The sequence below is a fragment of the Streptomyces sp. NPDC055099 genome (assembly GCF_053607685.1).
Window position 1 is genome coordinate 712,148 of the sequence record NZ_JBSGUA010000002.1, and the last position, 18,220, is coordinate 730,367.

18 protein-coding genes and 1 pseudogene are annotated in these 18,220 nt (G+C 71.1%); 3 read left to right on the top strand and 16 right to left on the bottom strand.

Annotated elements, in window-relative coordinates:
- Window positions 1–20 precede the first annotated feature (20 nt).
- The 5 genes from ACWFRU_RS07630 to ACWFRU_RS07650 all read right to left on the bottom strand — a co-directional run bounded on the left by ACWFRU_RS07630 (window position 21) and on the right by ACWFRU_RS07650 (window position 3,436).
- A complete protein-coding gene (locus ACWFRU_RS07630; protein ID WP_453685180.1) occupies window positions 21–524 on the bottom strand; it encodes a methylated-DNA--[protein]-cysteine S-methyltransferase in 504 nt (167 codons plus the stop codon).
- Window positions 525–662: 138 nt separating this feature from the next.
- Entirely contained in the window at window positions 663–893 is a 231-nt protein-coding gene (locus ACWFRU_RS07635) for a hypothetical protein (protein ID WP_453685181.1), read from the bottom strand.
- A 280-nt stretch (window positions 894–1,173) separates the two neighbouring features.
- Window positions 1,174–1,392 carry a hypothetical protein gene (locus ACWFRU_RS07640; protein ID WP_453685182.1) on the bottom strand — a complete coding sequence of 73 codons (219 nt, stop codon included), beginning with the start codon at window positions 1,390–1,392 and terminating at the stop codon, window positions 1,174–1,176.
- On the bottom strand, window positions 1,385–2,317 hold the full coding sequence (locus ACWFRU_RS07645; RefSeq protein ID WP_453685289.1) for a DMT family transporter: 933 nt from the start codon (window positions 2,315–2,317) through the stop codon (window positions 1,385–1,387). Before ACWFRU_RS07645 ends, ACWFRU_RS07640 begins: the two co-directional genes overlap by 8 nt.
- A 183-nt stretch (window positions 2,318–2,500) precedes the next feature.
- Complete coding sequence (locus tag ACWFRU_RS07650; protein WP_453685183.1) at window positions 2,501–3,436, bottom strand: EamA family transporter; 936 nt, start codon at window positions 3,434–3,436, stop codon at window positions 2,501–2,503.
- 120 nt (window positions 3,437–3,556) lie between these two features.
- On the opposite strand from ACWFRU_RS07650, the gene ACWFRU_RS07655 reads away from it, so the two are divergent.
- Window positions 3,557–4,408 (top strand): LysR family transcriptional regulator, encoded by an 852-nt coding sequence (locus ACWFRU_RS07655; protein ID WP_453685184.1) that lies wholly within the window; start codon window positions 3,557–3,559, stop codon window positions 4,406–4,408.
- Between the two features lie 116 nt (window positions 4,409–4,524).
- On the opposite strand, the pseudogene ACWFRU_RS07660 reads toward ACWFRU_RS07655, so the two are convergent.
- The 7 genes and pseudogenes from ACWFRU_RS07660 to ACWFRU_RS07690 form a co-directional block, all read right to left on the bottom strand.
- Window positions 4,525–4,992 (bottom strand): annotated as a pseudogene (locus ACWFRU_RS07660) (PPOX class F420-dependent oxidoreductase); the annotation flags it as partial.
- A 144-nt stretch (window positions 4,993–5,136) separates the two neighbouring features.
- A complete protein-coding gene (locus ACWFRU_RS07665) occupies window positions 5,137–6,309 on the bottom strand; it encodes an ABC transporter permease (RefSeq protein ID WP_453685290.1) in 1,173 nt (390 codons plus the stop codon).
- Window positions 6,310–6,401: 92 nt separating this feature from the next.
- Window positions 6,402–7,109, bottom strand: coding sequence for an ABC transporter ATP-binding protein (locus tag ACWFRU_RS07670; protein ID WP_453685185.1), 708 nt, complete (start codon window positions 7,107–7,109; stop codon window positions 6,402–6,404).
- On the bottom strand, window positions 7,106–8,485 hold the full coding sequence (locus ACWFRU_RS07675; RefSeq protein WP_453685186.1) for a peptidoglycan-binding protein: 1,380 nt from the start codon (window positions 8,483–8,485) through the stop codon (window positions 7,106–7,108). The genes ACWFRU_RS07670 and ACWFRU_RS07675 overlap by 4 nt, the downstream gene beginning before the upstream one ends.
- Entirely contained in the window at window positions 8,485–9,057 is a 573-nt protein-coding gene (locus ACWFRU_RS07680) for a hypothetical protein (protein ID WP_453685187.1), read from the bottom strand. The genes ACWFRU_RS07675 and ACWFRU_RS07680 overlap by 1 nt, the downstream gene beginning before the upstream one ends.
- A 125-nt stretch (window positions 9,058–9,182) precedes the next feature.
- Window positions 9,183–10,082 (bottom strand): prephenate dehydrogenase, encoded by a 900-nt coding sequence (locus ACWFRU_RS07685; RefSeq protein ID WP_453685188.1) that lies wholly within the window; start codon window positions 10,080–10,082, stop codon window positions 9,183–9,185.
- On the bottom strand, window positions 10,079–11,413 hold the full coding sequence (locus ACWFRU_RS07690; RefSeq protein ID WP_453685189.1) for an aminotransferase-like domain-containing protein: 1,335 nt from the start codon (window positions 11,411–11,413) through the stop codon (window positions 10,079–10,081). The genes ACWFRU_RS07685 and ACWFRU_RS07690 overlap by 4 nt, the downstream gene beginning before the upstream one ends.
- 178 nt (window positions 11,414–11,591) lie before the next feature.
- Here ACWFRU_RS07690 and hppD point away from each other — a divergent pair, with 178 nt between their 5' ends.
- On the top strand, window positions 11,592–12,695 hold the full coding sequence (hppD, locus tag ACWFRU_RS07695; protein WP_453685190.1) for a 4-hydroxyphenylpyruvate dioxygenase: 1,104 nt from the start codon (window positions 11,592–11,594) through the stop codon (window positions 12,693–12,695).
- Window positions 12,682–13,779, top strand: coding sequence for an alpha-hydroxy acid oxidase (locus ACWFRU_RS07700; RefSeq protein ID WP_453685191.1), 1,098 nt, complete (start codon window positions 12,682–12,684; stop codon window positions 13,777–13,779). Before hppD ends, ACWFRU_RS07700 begins: the two co-directional genes overlap by 14 nt.
- A 154-nt stretch (window positions 13,780–13,933) precedes the next feature.
- On the opposite strand, the gene ACWFRU_RS07705 is transcribed toward ACWFRU_RS07700, so the two are convergent.
- From ACWFRU_RS07705 to ACWFRU_RS07720, 4 genes are read right to left on the bottom strand one after another with little or no spacing between them, the layout of a single operon-like run.
- Window positions 13,934–14,206, bottom strand: coding sequence for a ferredoxin (locus ACWFRU_RS07705; protein ID WP_453685192.1), 273 nt, complete (start codon window positions 14,204–14,206; stop codon window positions 13,934–13,936).
- Window positions 14,203–15,411 carry a cytochrome P450 gene (locus tag ACWFRU_RS07710; protein WP_453685193.1) on the bottom strand — a complete coding sequence of 403 codons (1,209 nt, stop codon included), beginning with the start codon at window positions 15,409–15,411 and terminating at the stop codon, window positions 14,203–14,205. The genes ACWFRU_RS07705 and ACWFRU_RS07710 overlap by 4 nt, the downstream gene beginning before the upstream one ends.
- 7 nt (window positions 15,412–15,418) lie before the next feature.
- A complete protein-coding gene (locus ACWFRU_RS07715) occupies window positions 15,419–16,591 on the bottom strand; it encodes a cytochrome P450 (RefSeq protein ID WP_453685194.1) in 1,173 nt (390 codons plus the stop codon).
- A 33-nt stretch (window positions 16,592–16,624) separates the two neighbouring features.
- Window positions 16,625–18,130, bottom strand: a complete 1,506-nt coding sequence (locus ACWFRU_RS07720) for a tryptophan 7-halogenase (RefSeq protein ID WP_453685195.1) — start codon at window positions 18,128–18,130, stop codon at window positions 16,625–16,627.
- Between the last annotated feature and the right edge of the window lie 90 nt (window positions 18,131–18,220).

Consider the following 18,220-nt stretch of genomic DNA (forward strand, 5'->3'; position numbering starts at 1 on the left):
GGTCGGGCAAAGGCAAAGACTCAGATGAGGGCGGGTTGCAGAGCGCCCTCGTGGGTGAGGAGTTGGACCTTGCGTTCCACGCCGCCCGCGTAGCCGCGCATGGAGCCGTCCGCGCCGATCACGCGGTGGCAGGGGCGCACCAGGAGCAGCGGATTCGCACCGATCGCGGCACCCAGGGCCTGCACCCGCCCCCGCTCCACACCGATCCGCCGCGCGAGCTCGCCGTAGGTGGTCGTGGTCCCGTACGGAATCTCCTCCAGGGCGCTCCAGACGCGCCGCTGGAAGTCGGTGCCGCTCGGGGTGAACTCGATCTCGAACGTGGTGAGTTCGCCGTTGAAGTAGGCGGACAGTTGCCGCGTGACCTCCGAGAAACGGCCGGAGTCGCGGACCCACCTGCCGTTCACCGCAGGTGCGTTTTTCTGCCCGGGCATGGACAGTGACGTCAGCGAGACACCGTCCGGTGTCGGCTCGCCCACGAGCAGCAGTTCGCCGAGCGGGCTGGCGGCGGTGGCATAGACGGTCATGACGACCTCCCTCTTCTTCCCTGCCGTGCTTCTCTTCGCTTCCCTTCCACCCCCAACAATGGGGTGGAGGGGCAGCGGGCGCTGGCGGGAATCGGACATCGCGCTGATGGCGCGACGGGCGGCGCTGGAGAGTGACCCTCACTCCGCGGAATGACCGTGGTGCCCGAGCAGGCCCAGTGCCGTGAGCACCGTGACGCTGAGTGTCATCCAGGCGATGAAGGCGCCGCCGCCGTACAGCACCGCACCGGCCGGCGGCGCCCCGGCCTCGCGCGAGAGCAGTCCCGCCACCACCGCCACCACCGCCACCAGTAGCGACGACACGAAGGACAGGAGCGTCAGAAGTACCTGCGCGGGAAATGTGAGCCTCACCAGTCGATCCCTTCACGAGGGTGGTCGACCAGTCGGCGGGCAGCCTCAGCTCGACCACCGAATGCGATGGCCTGCTGAGGCTCCGCGACGATCAGAGACTCATGGTGCTCATGGTCAGCCGAGAAGGGAGCGCTGTCCCCCATCGGACACGTCGCCAGCGCTTGTGGCTCTCGGATGAGCAACACGGAGCCTAGCGGCAGGCCTTGTGGATCGCCAGCGCCCTGCAGATCGGTAGATCGGTGAATCGGTAGGTCGGTAGATCGGTAGATCGGTCACGGGCCTAGTCGCCGTCGTTGATCCCCGGTTCGATGATCTCGTCCAGGACCTTGCGGACCGCCTCGTACGCGGTGGCGGAGATTCTTGCCGCCGGCGCTTCGGTGGGGTTTTCCGCCTCCGCTTTGTCGGACTGTGTCTTCCAGTGCTGTTCCTCCTGCTGGGCCCAGGCTCGGGCCCGCTGGATGCGGCGCAGCAGTTCGTCGGAGTCCACGGCATCAGTCATGCGGGGAATGTACCCACGGATGCCGCGTGCCAGCCGGATGAATCGACGCTTCCGGGATCTTCGTCGGAGGTGCGGCCGGAGTCCGCTTCTGGCGGCGCGTCATGCTCACTCCGATGAGGACGACCGCCATCCCCGCCGCCACCCGGAGACTGAAGGGCTCGTCCAGCACGATGGCGCCCAGTGCGACGGAGACCACCGGCAGCAGGTATCCGACCGTCGCGGCGTTCGTCGCGCCCTCGTCCGCGATGATCCGGTAGGTGAGGTGGAAGGTGATGCCGGTGGCGAAGACTCCCAGGATGGTGACGGCGATCAGGGTCGTGGGGGTCACGTGGACCGGCTCCAGACCACCCACCGGCAGGGCAAGCGCCGTCAGGCCCGTCGCCGCCATCAGCTGAGCGGCGGACAGGGACAGGGTGGGCATGCCCTTGCCGACGAGATGGTGCCCCATGTACGTGAAGCCGACCGCGTAGCTCGCCGCCGCTCCCACGATCGCGAGAGCGCCCCAACTCGTCAGCCCCGACTGCTGCCACGGGGCGAAGATCAGCGACGTACCCGCGAACCCGAGCAGGAGTCCGGCGAGGCGGACCGGTCGCAGCCCGCGTTCCGTGCCGATGCCGAGGCCGATCAGGACGGACCACAGCGGAGTCGTCGCGTTCAGCGCCCCGGCCACCCCGGAGTCGACCGTCTGCTGCCCGACGCTGAAGAGCCCGAAGGGCAGGGCGTTGCAGAAGAAGGCGGCGATGACGATGTGCTTCCACGTCGCACGGCCCCGTGGGAGGCGGTTGCGTGTGCTGAAGAGCAGGACCGTCAAGGTCGCCGCTCCGAGCGCGCAGCGCAGGAGCGTGACCTGTACGGGAGAGAAGCCGTCCAGGGCCAGTTCGATCCACAGGAAGGTCGATCCCCAGAGGAGGGCCAGCACGCCCACCCTTGCCGCTGCCCACGTTCTTCCGGGGACGCCGTTCACTGTTGATCTCCCTGTCCTGGCCGGGCTGTCGTCGCTGAACGAAACGATGCCGCCGCCGACCTGAAAGGACAAGCAACAAGTTTTTAGTCATCGTTAAGCTGAGCTACATCCGTAGCGGCCGTCCGAGATCGCCTCAGGACCGTTTCAGGACCGCTTCAAGACACTGACCCCGTTCGCCGTCACGATCGCCGTGATCGCCAGCCATTCCACCCAGCCCAGGGTCTGACCCAGGACCACCATGCCCACCAGGGCCGCGAGGACCGGGTTGACGCTCATGAAGATGCCGAAGAAGCGGGCGTCGACCCGGCGCAGGGCGAGCAGGTCGGCGAGGAACGGGACCGCGGAGGAGAGGATTCCGGCGGCGGCCGCACAGGCCAGGGCGGCGGCCGTCGGCGGATGGTGGGCGAGCACCACGATGCCGGCCGGCAGATAGAGGAGCCCGGAGATCCCCGCCGCCGTGGCCGAACCCTCGACGCCGGGAAGGCGGGCGCCGACCGTGCGGTTGAGCAGGATGTACGAGGCCCAGCAGGCCGCGGCGAGCAGCCCGAGGCCGATGCCGAGGTAGTCCGTGCTGGGCTGCGGGCGGGCCAGTGCGACCACCGCCGCTCCCGCCACGACCGCGCACCCGAGGTCCACCGCACGGCGGGAGGCGGCCAGCGCGACCGTCAGCGGTCCCAGGAACTCCAGGGTCACCGCGAGACCGAGGCCCACGCGGTCGATCGCGGTGTAGAGCGAAAGGTTCATGGTGGCGAAGACCGCCGCGAGGCACAGCAGCGGCCACCACTGGCGCCAGGTGAAGGCGCGCACCCTCGGCCTGCCCACCGCCAGCAGGACCACTCCCGCGACCCACTGCCGTACGGCCACGACGCCGGCGGGGCCGATGACATCGAACGCCAACGCGCCTGTCGCGGCGCCGACTTGGTTGGACACGCCGCTGCCGAACATCATCGCCATCCCCGAGAGGCGACCTCGCGAGCTGTTCGCCGGATCGCGCATCTGCTCCGGGACGCCCTCACCGACGGCGGGCGCGGCAGGCACGGCTGGCGCGGCGGGTACGGCCTGGCTCTGAGACGTTCGCATGCTCCGCAGAATGCGCCACTCTCACACATACGAAAAATGCATGCGAGTCACCATGCATACGCTCTGGTTATCGATACGCCCTGGTTATCCAGGTGCGCCTGTCGTCCCTACACTGCGGACATGGATCTGGAACTGCGGCATCTGCGCTGCCTGGTCGCCATCGTGGACACCGGCGGCTTCACCGATGCCGCCGCCGAGCTGGGCGTTTCCCAGGCGGCCGTCTCCCGCACCCTCGGCGGTCTCGAGGAGGTGCTCGGGGTGCGCCTGCTGCACCGCACCAGTCGGAGCATCACGCCCACGACCGCGGGAGTTCAGGTGCTCGCCCGGGCCCGGCACGTGCTCGCGGAGGCCGACGACCTCATCCGGGAGGCGACCACCGGACACACCCGGCTGCGCATCGGCCACGCCTGGTCGGCGATGGGCCGCCACACGGCGGAGTTCCAGCGCCGCTGGGCCGCCGGGCACCCCGACGTCGAGCTGTCGCTGATCCGGACGAACTCCGCGACCGGCGGGCTCGCCGAGGGACTGTGCGACCTCTCCGTGGTGCGCACCGCCTTCAACGAGTCGCGTTTCGCCAGCGCCGTCGTCGGTCACGAGCGGCGCTTCTGCGCCCTGGCGAGCGACGACCCATGGGCCAAGCGGCGTTCCGTCCCGCTGGCCGACATACAAGGCCGTACGCTCCTCATCGACCGGCGCACCGGCACGACCACCGCCGAGTTGTGGCCCGAAGAGGCCCGCCCCCCGGTGGAGTACACCCAGGACATCGACGACTGGCTGGCGATCATCGCGTCGGGCCGCTGCGTCGGCCTCACCCCGGAGAGCACCGCGAACCAGTACCGCCGCGACGGCGTCGTGTTCCGCCCGCTGCGCGACACCGAGCCCATCGCCGTCCACCTCATCTGGCGCCGCCACGACCCGCATCCCATGACGCACGCCGCGGTGGCGCTCGCGACCGATCTCTACCGCAGGTGAGGCGGCGGACCGTCCGTGCCGAGCTGCAGACCGGGGCCGCCGGCCACGGGCCCGCTGCCGGGTCCCTTGATGGCCACCTTGGGGCCGCTGCCCGCAAGCACCCGTTTCCCCGCGGCCCCGTACACGTGCTTGACGTGCAGCCGGATCACCAGGCGCCGCTCCCGCACCATCGCGGCGCGAAAACCCTCCCAGTCCGGGTGCTCGCCCTGGAACCCCCTGAAGACCAGGGCCAGTTCGTCGGCGACCACGTCATGCGGGTCGGTCACGACCGGCGTCAGTTCGGCGTCACCCTCGGCAATCATGTAGGAGAATCCGGCACCGTCGGTGACGAGGAAACTCGCGCGCGGATCGCGGCGCAGGTTGCGGGTCTTGGCGCGGCTGTCGGTGACCATGAGGCGGATGACGCGTTCGTCGGGGTCGTACGCGTAGCCGACGTTGGAGAGTTGCGGGCGGCCGTCGCGTTTGAGGGTGACGAGCGTGCCGATGCGCTGCTCCTGGAGCAGGTCGAACAGGGCACTTTCGTCGGCTTTCCCCAACTGCTGGGTTTCCCCCGACTGCTCGGATTTCCCTAAGTGCTCAGTCATGGGGCGAGAATACGAGAGAAATGGGCCGTCCAGGGGAGTCACTGTCCGGGGACAAAGCGATGCCCTCGTCGCCCGCGGGGGATTTAGGCTGACGAAGGCACCGCGTCTATTGGGGCACGGTTTTACGGGGTCACCTCTCCGGAGTCATGTCGTGGCCAGTGCCTCCGTGGGAGGCAGCCGGGCCGCGCGGACCGCGGGATAGAACCCGGCGAGCCCTCCGATGACCAGGGTCGCGCCGACGCCGCCCGCCATCGCCCAGACCGGCACCACCGAGGGCCAGCCCTGGTAGGTGGAGTAGCCGGAGGTGACGGCGATGCCGAGCAGGACCCCGCCCAGGCCGCCGAGGGCCGAGAGCAGCAGGGCCTCGCAGAGGAACTGCGTACGGATCTGGCCACGGGTGGCGCCGAGCGAGCGGCGCAGGCCTATCTCCGAGCGGCGTTCCAGGACCGAGATGACCATGGTGTTGGCGACGCCGACCCCGCCGACCAGCAGGGCGACGGCGCCCAGGCCGAGCAGCAGGCCGCTGAGGGTGTCGTCGGTGGCCTCCTTGGCCTCCAGGACGTCGGAGGGGCGCGAGACGTTGGCCTCGCTGGGGTTCTCCGGGTTGGCGGTGGCGCCGAGCACGGACTGCACGTCGCCCACGGCGGATTCCTCGGCCCGGGTGTAGACCGTCGTCGGGTGCCCGTCGAAGTCCAACTCCTTCTCCGCGACCGGCCAGCCGACCAGCGCGGCCGAGTCCAGGTCGGGGACGAGTTCGTTGGGCGCGAGGATTCCCACGACGGTGAACCACTGGCCGCCGAGCCACACCTTCGTGTCGGGTCCGGCCCGGAACACGCCCAGTTGTTCTGCCGCCTTGGGGCCGAGCACGACGGCCGGGTAGCGCTGGTTGGCGGCGTTCAGCCAGCGGCCGTCGACGGTCTCCGCGCCCGCCGTCTTCGGCAGGTCCGTGCGGGCCGCGTAGACGTTGAGGCCGCCGGTCTCCTCCTTCTTGATGTGGTCGTTGCGGTAGACCTTGGCGCTCGTCTTCCCGATGGCGGACACCGACTCGACGTCCTCGATGTTGCCGATCATGTCGACGGAGGAGTCGGGCAGATGGGCCGCGTCACCCGCGAAGGACTGCCCCGGGGAGACGGTCAGAAGGTTGGTGCCGAGGGCGGCGAGGCGCCGGTTCAGGTCCTCGCTGCTGGAGGTGGAGATGCCCACCACGCCGACCATCGCCGCGATGCCGATGGCGATGCCGAGCGCCGAGAGGAAGACCCGCAGGGGCCGCGAGCGCAGGCCGGAGCCACCGACCCGCAGCACGTCGGCCGGTCCCATCCGGGCCGGTTTGGGGCGCGGCGGCGGCGCGGGGCGGGGCAGTTCACGCGCGGTGCCCCGCTCCTCCGTCGTACTCAGCTCCCTGGTCACGCTCATCGCACGGCCTCCTCGGGCGGCAGGGCGGCGGCGTCCTGCTCGATGCGGCCGTCCTTGATCCGGACCTCGCGCGGCAGGGAGCCCGCGATGTCCCGGTCGTGGGTGATGACCACGACGGTGGTCCCGGCCCGGTGCAGTTCGTGCAGGAGCTCGATCACGACCGCACCGGAACGGGAGTCGAGAGCGCCCGTCGGTTCGTCGGCCAGGAGCAGCGGCGGATCGCCGAGGACCGCGCGTGCGATGGCGACGCGCTGCTTCTCGCCGCCGGAGAGCTGGTGCGGCTCGTGGTAGAGGCGGTGTCCCAGGCCGACCCGGCGCAGGGCCCGCTCGGCGAGTCCGCGGCGCTCGCCCCGCGGCCTGCCGCTGTAGAGCAGTCCGTTCGCGACGCTGTCCAGCGCCGGTACGCCGGGGGCGAGGTGGAACTGCTGGAAGACGAAGCCGATCGTCCCGGCGCGCAGCGCGGAGAGCTCGCGGTCGCTGAGCCGGTCGACGTCGTGGCCGTCGATGTGCACCGTGCCGGTGGTGGGGCGGTCGAGGGTGCCCATGATGTTGAGCATGGTGGACTTCCCCGAACCGGAAGGTCCGACGACGGCGAGCAACTCGCCGCGCCGGATGACGAGTTCGGCGCCTTTGAGCGCCTCGACCTCTCCGTAGGTCTTGGAGACTCCCGCGAGTTCGACCACCGGGTGCGCCACAGTGGTCACTTGGGGACCCCCACGACCGTGCCGTCGGTGATGCCGGCCCCGGACACCTCGACCATGCTGTCGGCGAACATGCCGACCTTCACCGGTCGCGGCTTCACCTCGCCGTCCGCTCCGACGACCTCCACGGCGTAGCCGCCTCCCTGCTGTGCCACCAGGGCGTTGACGGGGACGACGAGGACGTCCTTTCGGGTCTCCGCCTTCAGTGAGACCTCCACGGCGGCCGCCTGGTAGCGGCCGAGCCCCTTCTGGTCCTCGACCTTCAATTCCACCGGCAGCGTGGGCTTGTCGTCGCCGCCGGACTGACCGCCCGCGTCCTCGGAGCCGCCGTCCTGGGACGGTGTGGAGGGGGTGCCGACGTCGGTCACCTCGGCCTTGACCGTGGTGTCGTCGGGGAGGGTGACCGTGGCCTCGGTGCCTTTCTCGACCATGTCCTCGTACTGCACGTCGAGGTCGACGGTGACGGTGCGTTCGGTGCCGGTCCAGGTGAGGACGGGTCCGTTCGACGGGGCTCCGGCCGTGGCCTTCACCTCGGCGACGCGCCGGGCGCCGGGCGCGATGACGGCGTCCGACGGCTGAACGATGCCGGTCTCCTCGCGGCCCAGGTCGTCCTGCCAGTCCCGTACGGCTTCGGCGGTTCCCGCGTCGTACGTGTCGTCGACGGTGAAGCCGGTGTAGCCGAGCGCGGAGAGGTTCTTCTCCAGGATCTCGACGTCCTTGCCCTCGGTGCCCGTCTCCAGCGGGCGGTAGAAGGGGGTGGAGCCGTAGAGCAGCGGGACCTTCTGCTCCTGCACCTTGTAGGCGGTGCCGCCGCGCTTGACCGTGTCGCCGTCGCCCGGGACCCAGGTGATGATCCCGGCGCCCGCCTTGGTGGCGGCGGGGGCCTGTACGGCCGTCGCGTCGCCGTAGCCGAGGTTCCCGTCCACGGTCTCCGTGCGTGTCAGGGTGGTCCGCTCCACCTCCGCGGTCTTCGGCGGGGCGGAGGGGGCACCGCCAGCCGATCCGGAGCCGTCGTCGCCGAGGACGCCGGTGGTGGCGGCGCCCGCCGCGGCGACCACGGCGATCGCCGCGACGACGATCAGCGACATGCGCAGGGGGCGGCGCCTGCGGCCGCGCGCCGCCGGGGGCGTGGTCACCTCGCCGCCGTCGCCGTCGCCCGCGTCGGGGGCGGCCTGCTGCGGGGCGGCCTCCCGCAGGGCGGTCTCCTCAGAGGCGGCGACGGCGTCCGGGGTTCGCTCGGACACCTCTCCCGGCGTGTGCAGTTCCAGGGCCCCGGAACCGTTGCCGGAGCCGTGGGCCGGCTCCTCGGTCCCGCTCTCCTCGAACTCCCCTGTCTCCTCGTCCCGTTGTCGCTCACGGGTCTCGTCGGGCGCGGTCATCAGGCGCCGCCGCCGGAGCCCGTGAGGCCGCCGCCGGGCCACTTGTCCTGGCAGGCGATCCTGGCCTTCTGGAACTCGTCGCTGCCGGGGTCGATGCCGCTCGCGCCGAAGTCGAGGGCCATGTTGCCGCCGTTGATCTCCGGGTCGGGCAGCTTCGGCAGGCCGTTCTCGCGCATGCACTTCGCCCAGGCCGCGACCTTCGCCGAGTCCAGCGGTTCGCCGCCGCCTCCGCCCCCGCCGAGCTGGCCGCCCTGGGGCATCTTGTCGCGGCAGGCCTCCGTGGCGGACTGGAACTCCGCCGAGTTGGGGTCGACATCGCCGCCCGGCGTGAGCGCGATGCCGCCGCCCGCGTCCTTCTGCGGGTCGGGGAAGCCGGAGACGCCGTTCTCGCGCATGCACTCGGAGAAGGCCAGGGCCTGGTCGAAGGGGCTGGTGGGCGAGGCGTCCGGTTTCTTCGGGTCGTCCGACGAGGCGGCCGACGAGTCACCGGAGCAGCCGGTGAGGAAGACGCCGGCGACAAGCGCCGACGCCGCGAGCAGTGTCTGTGCGGTTCGCTTGTGTGTGGTGGACATGGGGCCAAGTTCTACGCGGGCACCGGTCACACGGCGGATACAAACGACACCGCCCGTACAGCTTCACCGGCACCCGGCCACAGGTGCCGGTGAAGCATCCCAACTCACCTGCAAGGACCCGGAGTTCACCGGGGAGGGCACGGCACGGGCTGTCCAGGGCGCGGTTCGTCCAGCTCCCCCACCCCGGCGGCCCCGCGGTCGAGGAGGTCCACCAGGGTGTGCCTGCTCTTGCCGGACAGTTCCCGCCCCCGCTCGCGGTCGGCGAGGTCGTACAGGGCGGCGACGACGCTGGACAGATCCTCCTGGAGCCGGGTGAGGATGTCGGCGACCGCCGCCGCGTTGGACTCGACGATGTCGCTCCACAGCCGGGAGTCGCCGCGGGCGATCCGGGTGGTGTCGCGCAGCCCCTGCCCCGCGAGGCGGGTGGCGTCCGCCGGTCCCTCCCGCAGGCGAGCCGCCATCAGGCTGGCCACCAGGTGCGGCGCGTGCGAGGTGAGCGCCACCGCGTCGTCGTGGGCGCGGGCCCGCATCACGCGCGGCACGGCGCCGCAGAGCGCGATGAGGTCGAGGGCGCGGCCGAAGGCGGCCCGGGAGGTGAGGCGGGTCGGGGTGAGCACCCACGGCCGGTCGCGGAACAGCTCCGCGTGGGCGGCGAGCGGGCCTGACCGCTCACGGCCGGCCAGGGGGTGTCCGCCGATGTAGCGGGACGGGTCGGGGGCGGTGTCCAGGATCTCCCGCTCGGCGAGCGCCTTCACGCTCGCCACGTCGGTGTAGCTCGACGCGAGCCCGCGCGACTGGAGTTGGGACAGGACCGGGGCGATCTGGCTGGGCGGCACCGCGAGGACGGCCAGATCCACGGGGTCCCGCGGGAGCTCCGGCCGTCCGGCGCCAAGGACCGCCGCCGCGCGGGCGGCGGACTCGTCGCGGTCGGAGAGGTAGACGCTCACACCGTGCGCGCGGGCCGCGAGGGCCACGGAGGTGCCGATCAGTCCGGTGCCGACGACGGCCAGGGTGCGGATCGTCACGTGACCTCACCGTCCAGGCGCTCGCGGATCAGCGCGGCGAGACCGTCGAGACCGCGCTCGATACGGTCGCGCGTCAACGTGCTGATGGAGAGGCGGAGTTGTCGGAACCCGGCCGAAGCACCGTAGAAGTGGTGCATGGGCGTGAACAGCACGCCGTGGCGGCGCGCCGCGTACTCCAGAAGGCTGTCGTCGACGGTGAACGGCACGGTGAGCACGATGAAGAACCCTCCGGTCGGCACGTTCCAGGTGACGTCGGGGCAGTCGCCGAGGCGCCGGTCGAGGCCGTCGAGAACCTGGCTCAGGTTGCGGCGGTAGACCTCCGTCTCCTGCCGGTTGGCGGCGACCAGGCTGCAGTCGTGGGCGAGGAGTTTGCCGCCGATCACGGCCTGGGCGATCGGTGAGGTGTTCACGGTGAGCATGCTCTTGAGCTTCGACAGCTCATCGGCGAGCAGTACGCCGTCTGCGCTGCCCTCGCTGCCGCCGGTCACCCGCTGGTCGGCGACCACGTAGCCGACGCGGGCGCCCGGCATCGCGGTCTTGGCGAACGAGCCCAGATAGACGACGCGTTGGTGGCGGTCGAGCGACTTCAGGGTGGGCGGCCGGTCGACGGCGCTGTTCAGCAGGCCGTACGCGTTGTCCTCCAGGAGCAGGAGGTCTTCGTCGGCGGCGATGTCCAGGAGCCGGAGCCGGTCGGCGAGCGGCAGGCTGACGCCCACCGGATTGGCGAAGTCGGGCGTCACATAGCAGGCACGGACCCGCTTTCCCTCGGCGCGTGCCCGGCGCAACTGGACCACCAGGTCGTCGAGGTCGATGCCGTCGGCGGCGGTGCGCACGGGCAGCACGGGCATGTCGGCGAGCAACGCGGCCCCCGTCAGGCCGACATAGGTGGGGCTGGGGGCGAGCACGGCGTCGCGGTCGTCGGCGCGCAGCGCCCGCAGCAGCAGGAACATCGCCTCCTGGCAGCCGACCGTGACGACGACGGATGCCGGGTCGGCGTCGATGCCCTCGTCCACGGCGAGGTTGCGCGCGACGAGGTCGCCGATGATGCCCTTCGTCGCGCCGTACTGGAACAGCGTGCGTGCGGTCTGCGCCTCGCTCAGACCGAGCCGGTCCCTCAGGTGGTCACAGAAGACCCGGAGGTGCTCGTGGATCTGCGCCACGTCGTAGAAGCCCTCGTATGGGCGTCCCGCCGCGAACGAGATCGCGTCGGGATAGGTGTCGGCGACCTGGTTGAGGAGGTTCATGGACTCCATCGACACATCGGACAGCGACGCGTGCAGGGTGGCCGCGTTCAACTCCGCGACGGCGATTTCAGTTTGCAGGATTTCCATCACTTCAGCGTCTCCTGACAACAGATCCACAGCAATGGCTTGACAGGTGCGGACACAAAGAAGTCAGTCGTAGCATAGGTGCGCAAAGACAATTCTGCCTCGCGCTTTCTGCTGTTCCGGCATTCCGTGAACCGGCGCGAGAGCAAGAATCCGCATTCTTCTTCCCACGAGGACTCCGATGACGGATTTACCCGCAACGGCACCGAACAGTCCCCTCTCGGATCTCGCGATCGACTATGTCGAGATGTACGTCGACGGCCTTGAGGCAGCGGTATTCGCCTGGGTCGACAAGTACGCCTTCACGGTCGTCGGCACCGGCGGTTCCGCCGAGCACCGCAGCATCGCCCTGCGCCAGGGACGGATGACACTGGTGCTCACCGAGGCGACAGCCGGACGGCACCCCGCCACCACGTACGTGACCACGCACGGTGACGGCGTGGCCGACATCGCCCTGCGCACCGCCGATGTGTCCGCGGCCTTCGCCGCGGCGGTGGCGGGCGGCGCGCGCCCCCTGCGGCAGCCGACCCGGCACGCGGGCGAGGGCCCCGCGGTCACCGCCGCCGTCGCCGGATTCGGCGACGTGGTGCACACGCTGGTCGAGCGGTCCCCGGGGGAAGGCCCCGGCCTGCCGCCGGGCTTCGTTCCCGCGCTCGGTTCGCGCGAGGCGCGCACCAGCGAGGTGGGGCTCATCGACATCGACCACATCGCGGTGTGCCTGAACGCCGGCGACCTCGATGCGACGGCCCGCTTCTATCAGCGGGCCCTGGGTTTCCGTGAGGTCTTCAAGGAGCACATCGTCGTCGGCGCCCAGGCGATGGACTCCAAGGTCGTGCAGAGCGCGTCCGGGGCGGTGACGCTGACGCTCATAGAGCCCGATCCGCTGGCGCAGCCCGGCCAGATCGACGAATTCCTCAAGAGCCATCACGGCGCCGGGGTCCAGCATCTCGCCTTCTCCAGCAAGGACGCCGTGCGCTCGGTGCGCACGCTGGCCGCGCGCGGTGTCGCCTTCCTGCGGACCCCGTCGACGTACTACGAACTGCTCGCCGAACGGATCGGGCTCAAGTCGCACACGCTGAGCGAACTGCGCGCGACGCATCTCCTGGTCGACGAGGACCATGACGGCCAGCTGTTCCAGATCTTCACCGCGTCGGCCCATCCGAGGGGCACGATTTTCTACGAGGTCATCGAACGCCAGGGCGCCCAGACCTTCGGCAGCTCCAACATCAAGGCGCTGTACGAGGCCGTGGAGCTGGAACGGACCGGGCAGCGTGTGGCGCGCTGAGCCCGCGGCCCTGCGCGATCTGGGCGACGCCGAGAAAGCGGCGGCCGCGGCCCTGCCACCCGAGGTGTGGGATTTCGTCGCGGGTGGCAGCGGCCGGGAGCGGTCCCTCGCCGCGAACCGGGAGGCCTTCGACCGTGTCTTCGTCGCGCCCCGGGTGCTCAGGGATGTCTCGGGTTGCGCGACGGACGCGACGCTCCTGGGCCGCCCGGTGCGGATGCCGGTGGCCGTCGCCCCGGTGGCGTACCACCGACTGGTGCATCCCGAGGGCGAGTTGGCGACCGCGCGGGCGGCGAAGGCGGCGGGGGTGCCGTTCACGGTGGCCACGTTGAGCAGCGTCCCCGTCGAGGAGGTCACGGCGGTCGGCGGCACGGTGTGGTTCCAGCTCTACTGGCTCCGTGAGCGGCAGCGCTCCCTGGACCTGGCGCGCCGGGCCGAGGACGCGGGCTGCGAGGCGTTGATGCTCACCGTCGACGTGCCCTGGATGGGCCGCCGCCCGCGGGACGTGCGCAACGGTTTTACGCTGCCCGGCGACGTGCGGGCGGCGCATCTCGACGGCGGTGCGGCCTCGGCGGCGCACCGTTCGCCGGCGGGGGGCTCGGCGGTGGCCGCCCACACGGCCGAGGCGTTCTCACCCGCGGTGACCTGGCGATGCGTGGAGGAACTGCGAGCCGCCATCCATGTCCCGCTGGTGGTGAAGGGCGTCCTCACCCCCGAGGACGCGGTGCGCGCCGCCGGTATCGGCGCTGACGCCGTCGTGGTGTCGAACCACGGCGGCCGTCAGCTGGACGGCGCGCTGCCCGGCATCGACGCCCTGCCCGAGGTGGTGGAGGCCGTCGGCGGTGCCTGCGAGGTCATGGTGGACGGCGGCGTCCGCGGCGGCACCGACGTGCTCAAGGCGCTGGCCTCGGGGGCCGACGGCGTGCTGGTGGGGCGGCCCCCGGTGTGGGGGCTCGCCGCGGCCGGCGAGGCCGGCGTCCGGCAGGTCCTCGATCTGCTGGCCGACGAGCTGCGCGACGCGCTCGGCCTCGCGGGCTGCCCCGGTGTCGAGGCGGCGAGGGAGCTGCGTACGGTACGCATCCCGTAGACCGGCCGGGCAGGGTTACGTGTGTGTCAGTGGCCCGCGGTGTCGTGTTCGCGCAGGGTGATCGCGCCGGACGGGCACCGCGCGGCCGCCGTCAACGGAGCTACGTAGGGTGCGCAGTCCATAGACCGGGACCGGCCAGGCAGGGCTACGCGTGTCAGTGGCCCGCGGTGTCGTGTTCGCGCAGGGTGATCGCGCCGGACGGGCACCGCGCGGCCGCCGCGCGCACGGCCGCCGTCAACTCGGGGCCCGGGGCGGGGGCGTTGAGCAGGACTTTGCCGTCCTCGTCCGACTGGTCGAAGACCGCGGGGACCTGGGCCATGCAGAGCCCGGAACCCGCGCATCGGTGGCGGTCTACGTCGACCCGTACGTCCATGTGCGTCTCCTCCGCGTTCTTGCACGACAGGAACTCGACAGGAAAGGGGGTCACCAAGTGACCGGCAGCCGCTCCACCCCGTGGGCGAGCGCGTGGGCGCGGAACGGCACCTCGTCCTGCGGCACGGCGAGGCGCAGGCCGGGGAAGCGCCGCAGCAGCGCCGGGTAGGCGATGCGCAGTTCCATCCGGGCCAGCGCCGCGCCCAGGCAGTGGTGGATGCCGTGGCCGAAGGCGACATGGGCCCCCGGCGCGCGTGTGATGTCGAAACGGTCCGGCTCGGCGAGCAGCGCGGGGTCGCGGTTGGCCGTCGGCAGCGAGCACAGCACGTGCTCCCCCGCCCTGATGAGCTGCCCTCCGACGGTGACGTCCTCCAGCGCGGTACGGGGTGTCGGGGCGTGCGGCACACTCAGGTGGCGCAGCAGCTCCTCGACGGCGCCGTCCACCGCCGCCGGGTCGTCGCGCACGGCGGCGAGCTGGTCGGGGTGGTCGAGCAGCAGCAGGGTGCCGAGGCCCAGCATGCCGGAGATGTTGTCGAGGCCCGCGAGCACCAACAGGACGCAGACGCCCCGCAGTTCCTTGTCGGTGACGTCGTCGCCGTGGTCGCGGATCAGCATGCCGAGGAAGCCCTCGTCGGGGTCGGTGCGCTGCCGGGCCACCATCGCGGCCACGTACCGCGAGAGCAGTTCCCCGGCCGCCGCTCGCCGTTGCCGTCCCCGGCCGGGCGCGAGGAAGGCGTGGCAGCGGCGCAGGAAGTCGCCGCGGTCGTCGCGGGGCACTCCGATCAGCTCGCACAGGGCGGCGCCGGGGACGGGTGCGGCGAAGGCCGCGACCAGCTCGGCGGGCGGCCCCGCGTGTTCCATGGCGTCGAGGTGCTCGGTGACGATGCCCGTGATGCCCGGCTCGATCCTGCGCATGCGGCGCAGGGTGAACTCGGGCGTGAGGATCTGCCGGAGCCGGGTGTGTTCGGGCGGGTCGTAGTCCATGAGCTGCCCGATCAGCTCGTCGGGCCGCGGGCCCTCGGCGCACCCGGACGGTGCGCGCGGCCCGAAGCGGCGCCGGGTGGTGAACCTGCGGTGGTCCGCGAGTACTTGGCGTACCTCCGCGTGGCCCGTGACGAGCCAGACGGGCATCCCGTCGGCCCCCGGCCCCACGTCGATCCGGGACACGGCGCGTGCTTCGGCCAGCCGCCGCAGGTCCTCTCCCGGGCCGAAGCGTTCGCGGCGGACGTGCACGGGGCCAGGTTCGGTCGTCGGTGTCATCGCTCCCCTACCAGGTGACGGGCAGTGTCTCCACGCCGTACGGCGCCTGCGTCCGGAAGCGGATCTCGTTCGGCGGCACGGCGGAGCGCAGCGCGGGAAAGCGGCGCAGCACCGCCAGGTAGGCGCTCCTGAGCTCCATCCGCACCAGCGAGGCCCCGATGCAGTAGTGAATCCCGTGGCCGAGCCCCACGTGGGCGGTGGCCTCGCGGGTGATGTCGAGGGTGTCCGGCGGCGTCCCGGGCGGCCGTACGCGGTTGGCCGCGAACAGGGAACAGGCCACCTGGTCACCGGCCTTGATCACCTTCCCCGCCAGGGGTACGTCCTCGCGGGCGGTGCGCGGGGACGCCGTGGGGATGATCGACAGGTAGCGGATGAACTCCTCCACGGCCTGGTCGATCAGGTGCGGGCACCTGCGCAACAGGGCGAGCTGATCGGGGTGTTCGAGCAGCGCGAGGATGCCGAGGCCCAGCATGCTGGCCATGTTCTCGACGCCCGAGCCCATGACGAACGCGGTGAGGCCGACCAGTTCGTCGTCGTCGATGTCGTCGCCGTGCCGGCGCACCAGCCTGCCGAGCAGGTCGTCGCCGGGTGCGCGCCGGTTGCGGGCCACGAGCTGGTCGACGTACGCGAGATAGGCGGCGCCCGCGGTCATCTGGAGTCGCCGGCCCCTAAAGGCGGGCCTGCTGACCTTGAGCAGCCGTGCGAGCTCGGCCCGGTCGTCGCGTGCCACACCGAACAGCTCGCACATGACGAGGCCCGGGACGGGCCAGGCGACGTGCCGCATGAAGTCGGCGGGCTGCCCCGCTTTCTCCATGGAGTCCAGGCAGTCCGCCACGACGGCCTCGACGGCGGGTTCCAGGTCCCGCATCCGGCGGACCGTGAACTCCGGCGTGAGCAGCAGCCGGAGCCGGGAGTGGTCGGGCGGGTCGTACTGGATGAGGTTGCCCGCCTGGACCGGCCGGCTGCCGCCCGCGGGCGGGGCCGTGCTGAACCGCTCCGCGTCACCGAGGACCGCGCGCACCTCGTCGTGGCCCGTGACGAGCCAGCCCGTCGACGTGCCGGGCCCTTCGCCGAGGTCGACCTCGGACAGCGGGGCCCTGGCGCTGAGTTCACCCAGTTCGGGCAGCGGGTCGAGACGGTCCCTGCGGTTGTGCATGGAGAGCTCTGACGGCCGCGCCATGCGCGGACCTCCTTCTGTCTCTTCGGCTGCTGCCTACTCGGCCGGGCCGGACGCGGGCCGCTGCCAGAACATGCCGTCGGGTGACGGCACCAGGCCGCCGCTGAACAGGGGGGCCTCCGCTTCGGCGTCCTCGCCGAGCATGGCCCTCATCTGGACCTGGCCGCCCTCCTGCATGACGTCGCGCACCACCGAGGACTTGAACAGCGGCACCATGCTTCCGTCCGCGCTGCCCGCGAGTTCGTCGACCGCGGCGGCGAACTCCGCGGAGCCGGACGAGAAGCGCTTGGCGAGGATCTCGGCGTCGGTCAGGACGCGCTCGCCGGAGGAGACACCGCCGATGAGCTCGACGAACGACTGGAGTTCGGGCCGCTCGGTCCTGGTGACCTTCTTTGCCTGCCAGAAGTAGGAGTCCTCGTCGTGGTGCATGTCGTAGAAGGACAGCAGGAATTCGTAGAACACGCCGTACTCGCGCCGGTAGCGGGCCTCGAACTCCTTCAACGCCGCCTCCTCGTCGACGCGTTGGGACAGGACGCTGTTGATGGAGCGGGCCGCGAGCAGTGCGCTGTACGTCGCCAGATGGACGCCCGAGGAGAACACGGGGTCGACGAAGCAGGCCGCGTCGCCGATGAGGACGAGGCCGGGGCGGGAGAAGGTCGTCTGGTGGTACGAGTAGTCCTTGCGGACGCGCAGTTGTCCGTACTGACCGGTGGTGACCCGCTTGGCATCCGCGAGGTACTCGCCGATCAGGGGGCACTCGTCGACGAGCGCCATGAGTGCCTTCTCCTGGTCGCCCTGGATCTTCTCGGCCATCTCGCGCCGCACGACGGCGCCGACGCTCGTCAGGGTGTCGCTGAGGGGGATGTACCAGAACCAGCCGCTGGGGAACGCGACCGACAGGATGTTGCCGGAGTTCGGCTCGGGCAGCCGCTTGCCGCCTTCGAAGTAGCCGAACAGGGCGAGGCTGCGGAAGAACTCCGAGTACTCGCGCTTGCCGCCCACCCGCTGGTACACGCGGCTCTTGTTGCCCGAGGCGTCCACGACGAAGGTGGCGAGCGCCCGGCGTTCGTTGCCGTCGGCGTCGGTGTACGTGACGCCCCTGACCCGCTCGTCGTCGGCAACGACGTCGAGCACCGCGCAGCCTTCGCGCACCTCGGCGCCCACGGTGCGGGCGTGCTTGAGCAGGATGTCGTCGAACTTGGAGCGCTCCACCTGGTAGGCGAACGACGTCGGCCCGCTCATGCGCGGGGAGACCGAGAAGGAGAAGGTCCAGGGGTCCGGGTTGGACCCCCACCTAAAGGTGCCGCCGCGCTTGCGCGGGAAGCCCGCCCTGGCCAGTTCGTCCGCGACGCCCGTCAGCCTGCACACGCCGTGCACGGTGGAGGGCAGCAGGGACTCCCCGATCTGGTGGCGCGGGAAGAACTCCTTCTCCAGGACCAGGACCCGCCGGCCCTGCATGGCCACCAGTGCGGCCAGGGTCGACCCGGCGGGCCCTCCGCCGACCACCACCACGTCGAATTGCTCGGAATCCGGCAAGGTCATCCCTCTCCCCTTTCCCCGGACGGAGAAACCGAATGCCACGGCACCCGCCCGGAGAATTCCACTGCCCCAGAAATGTCTGATGCTCAATCG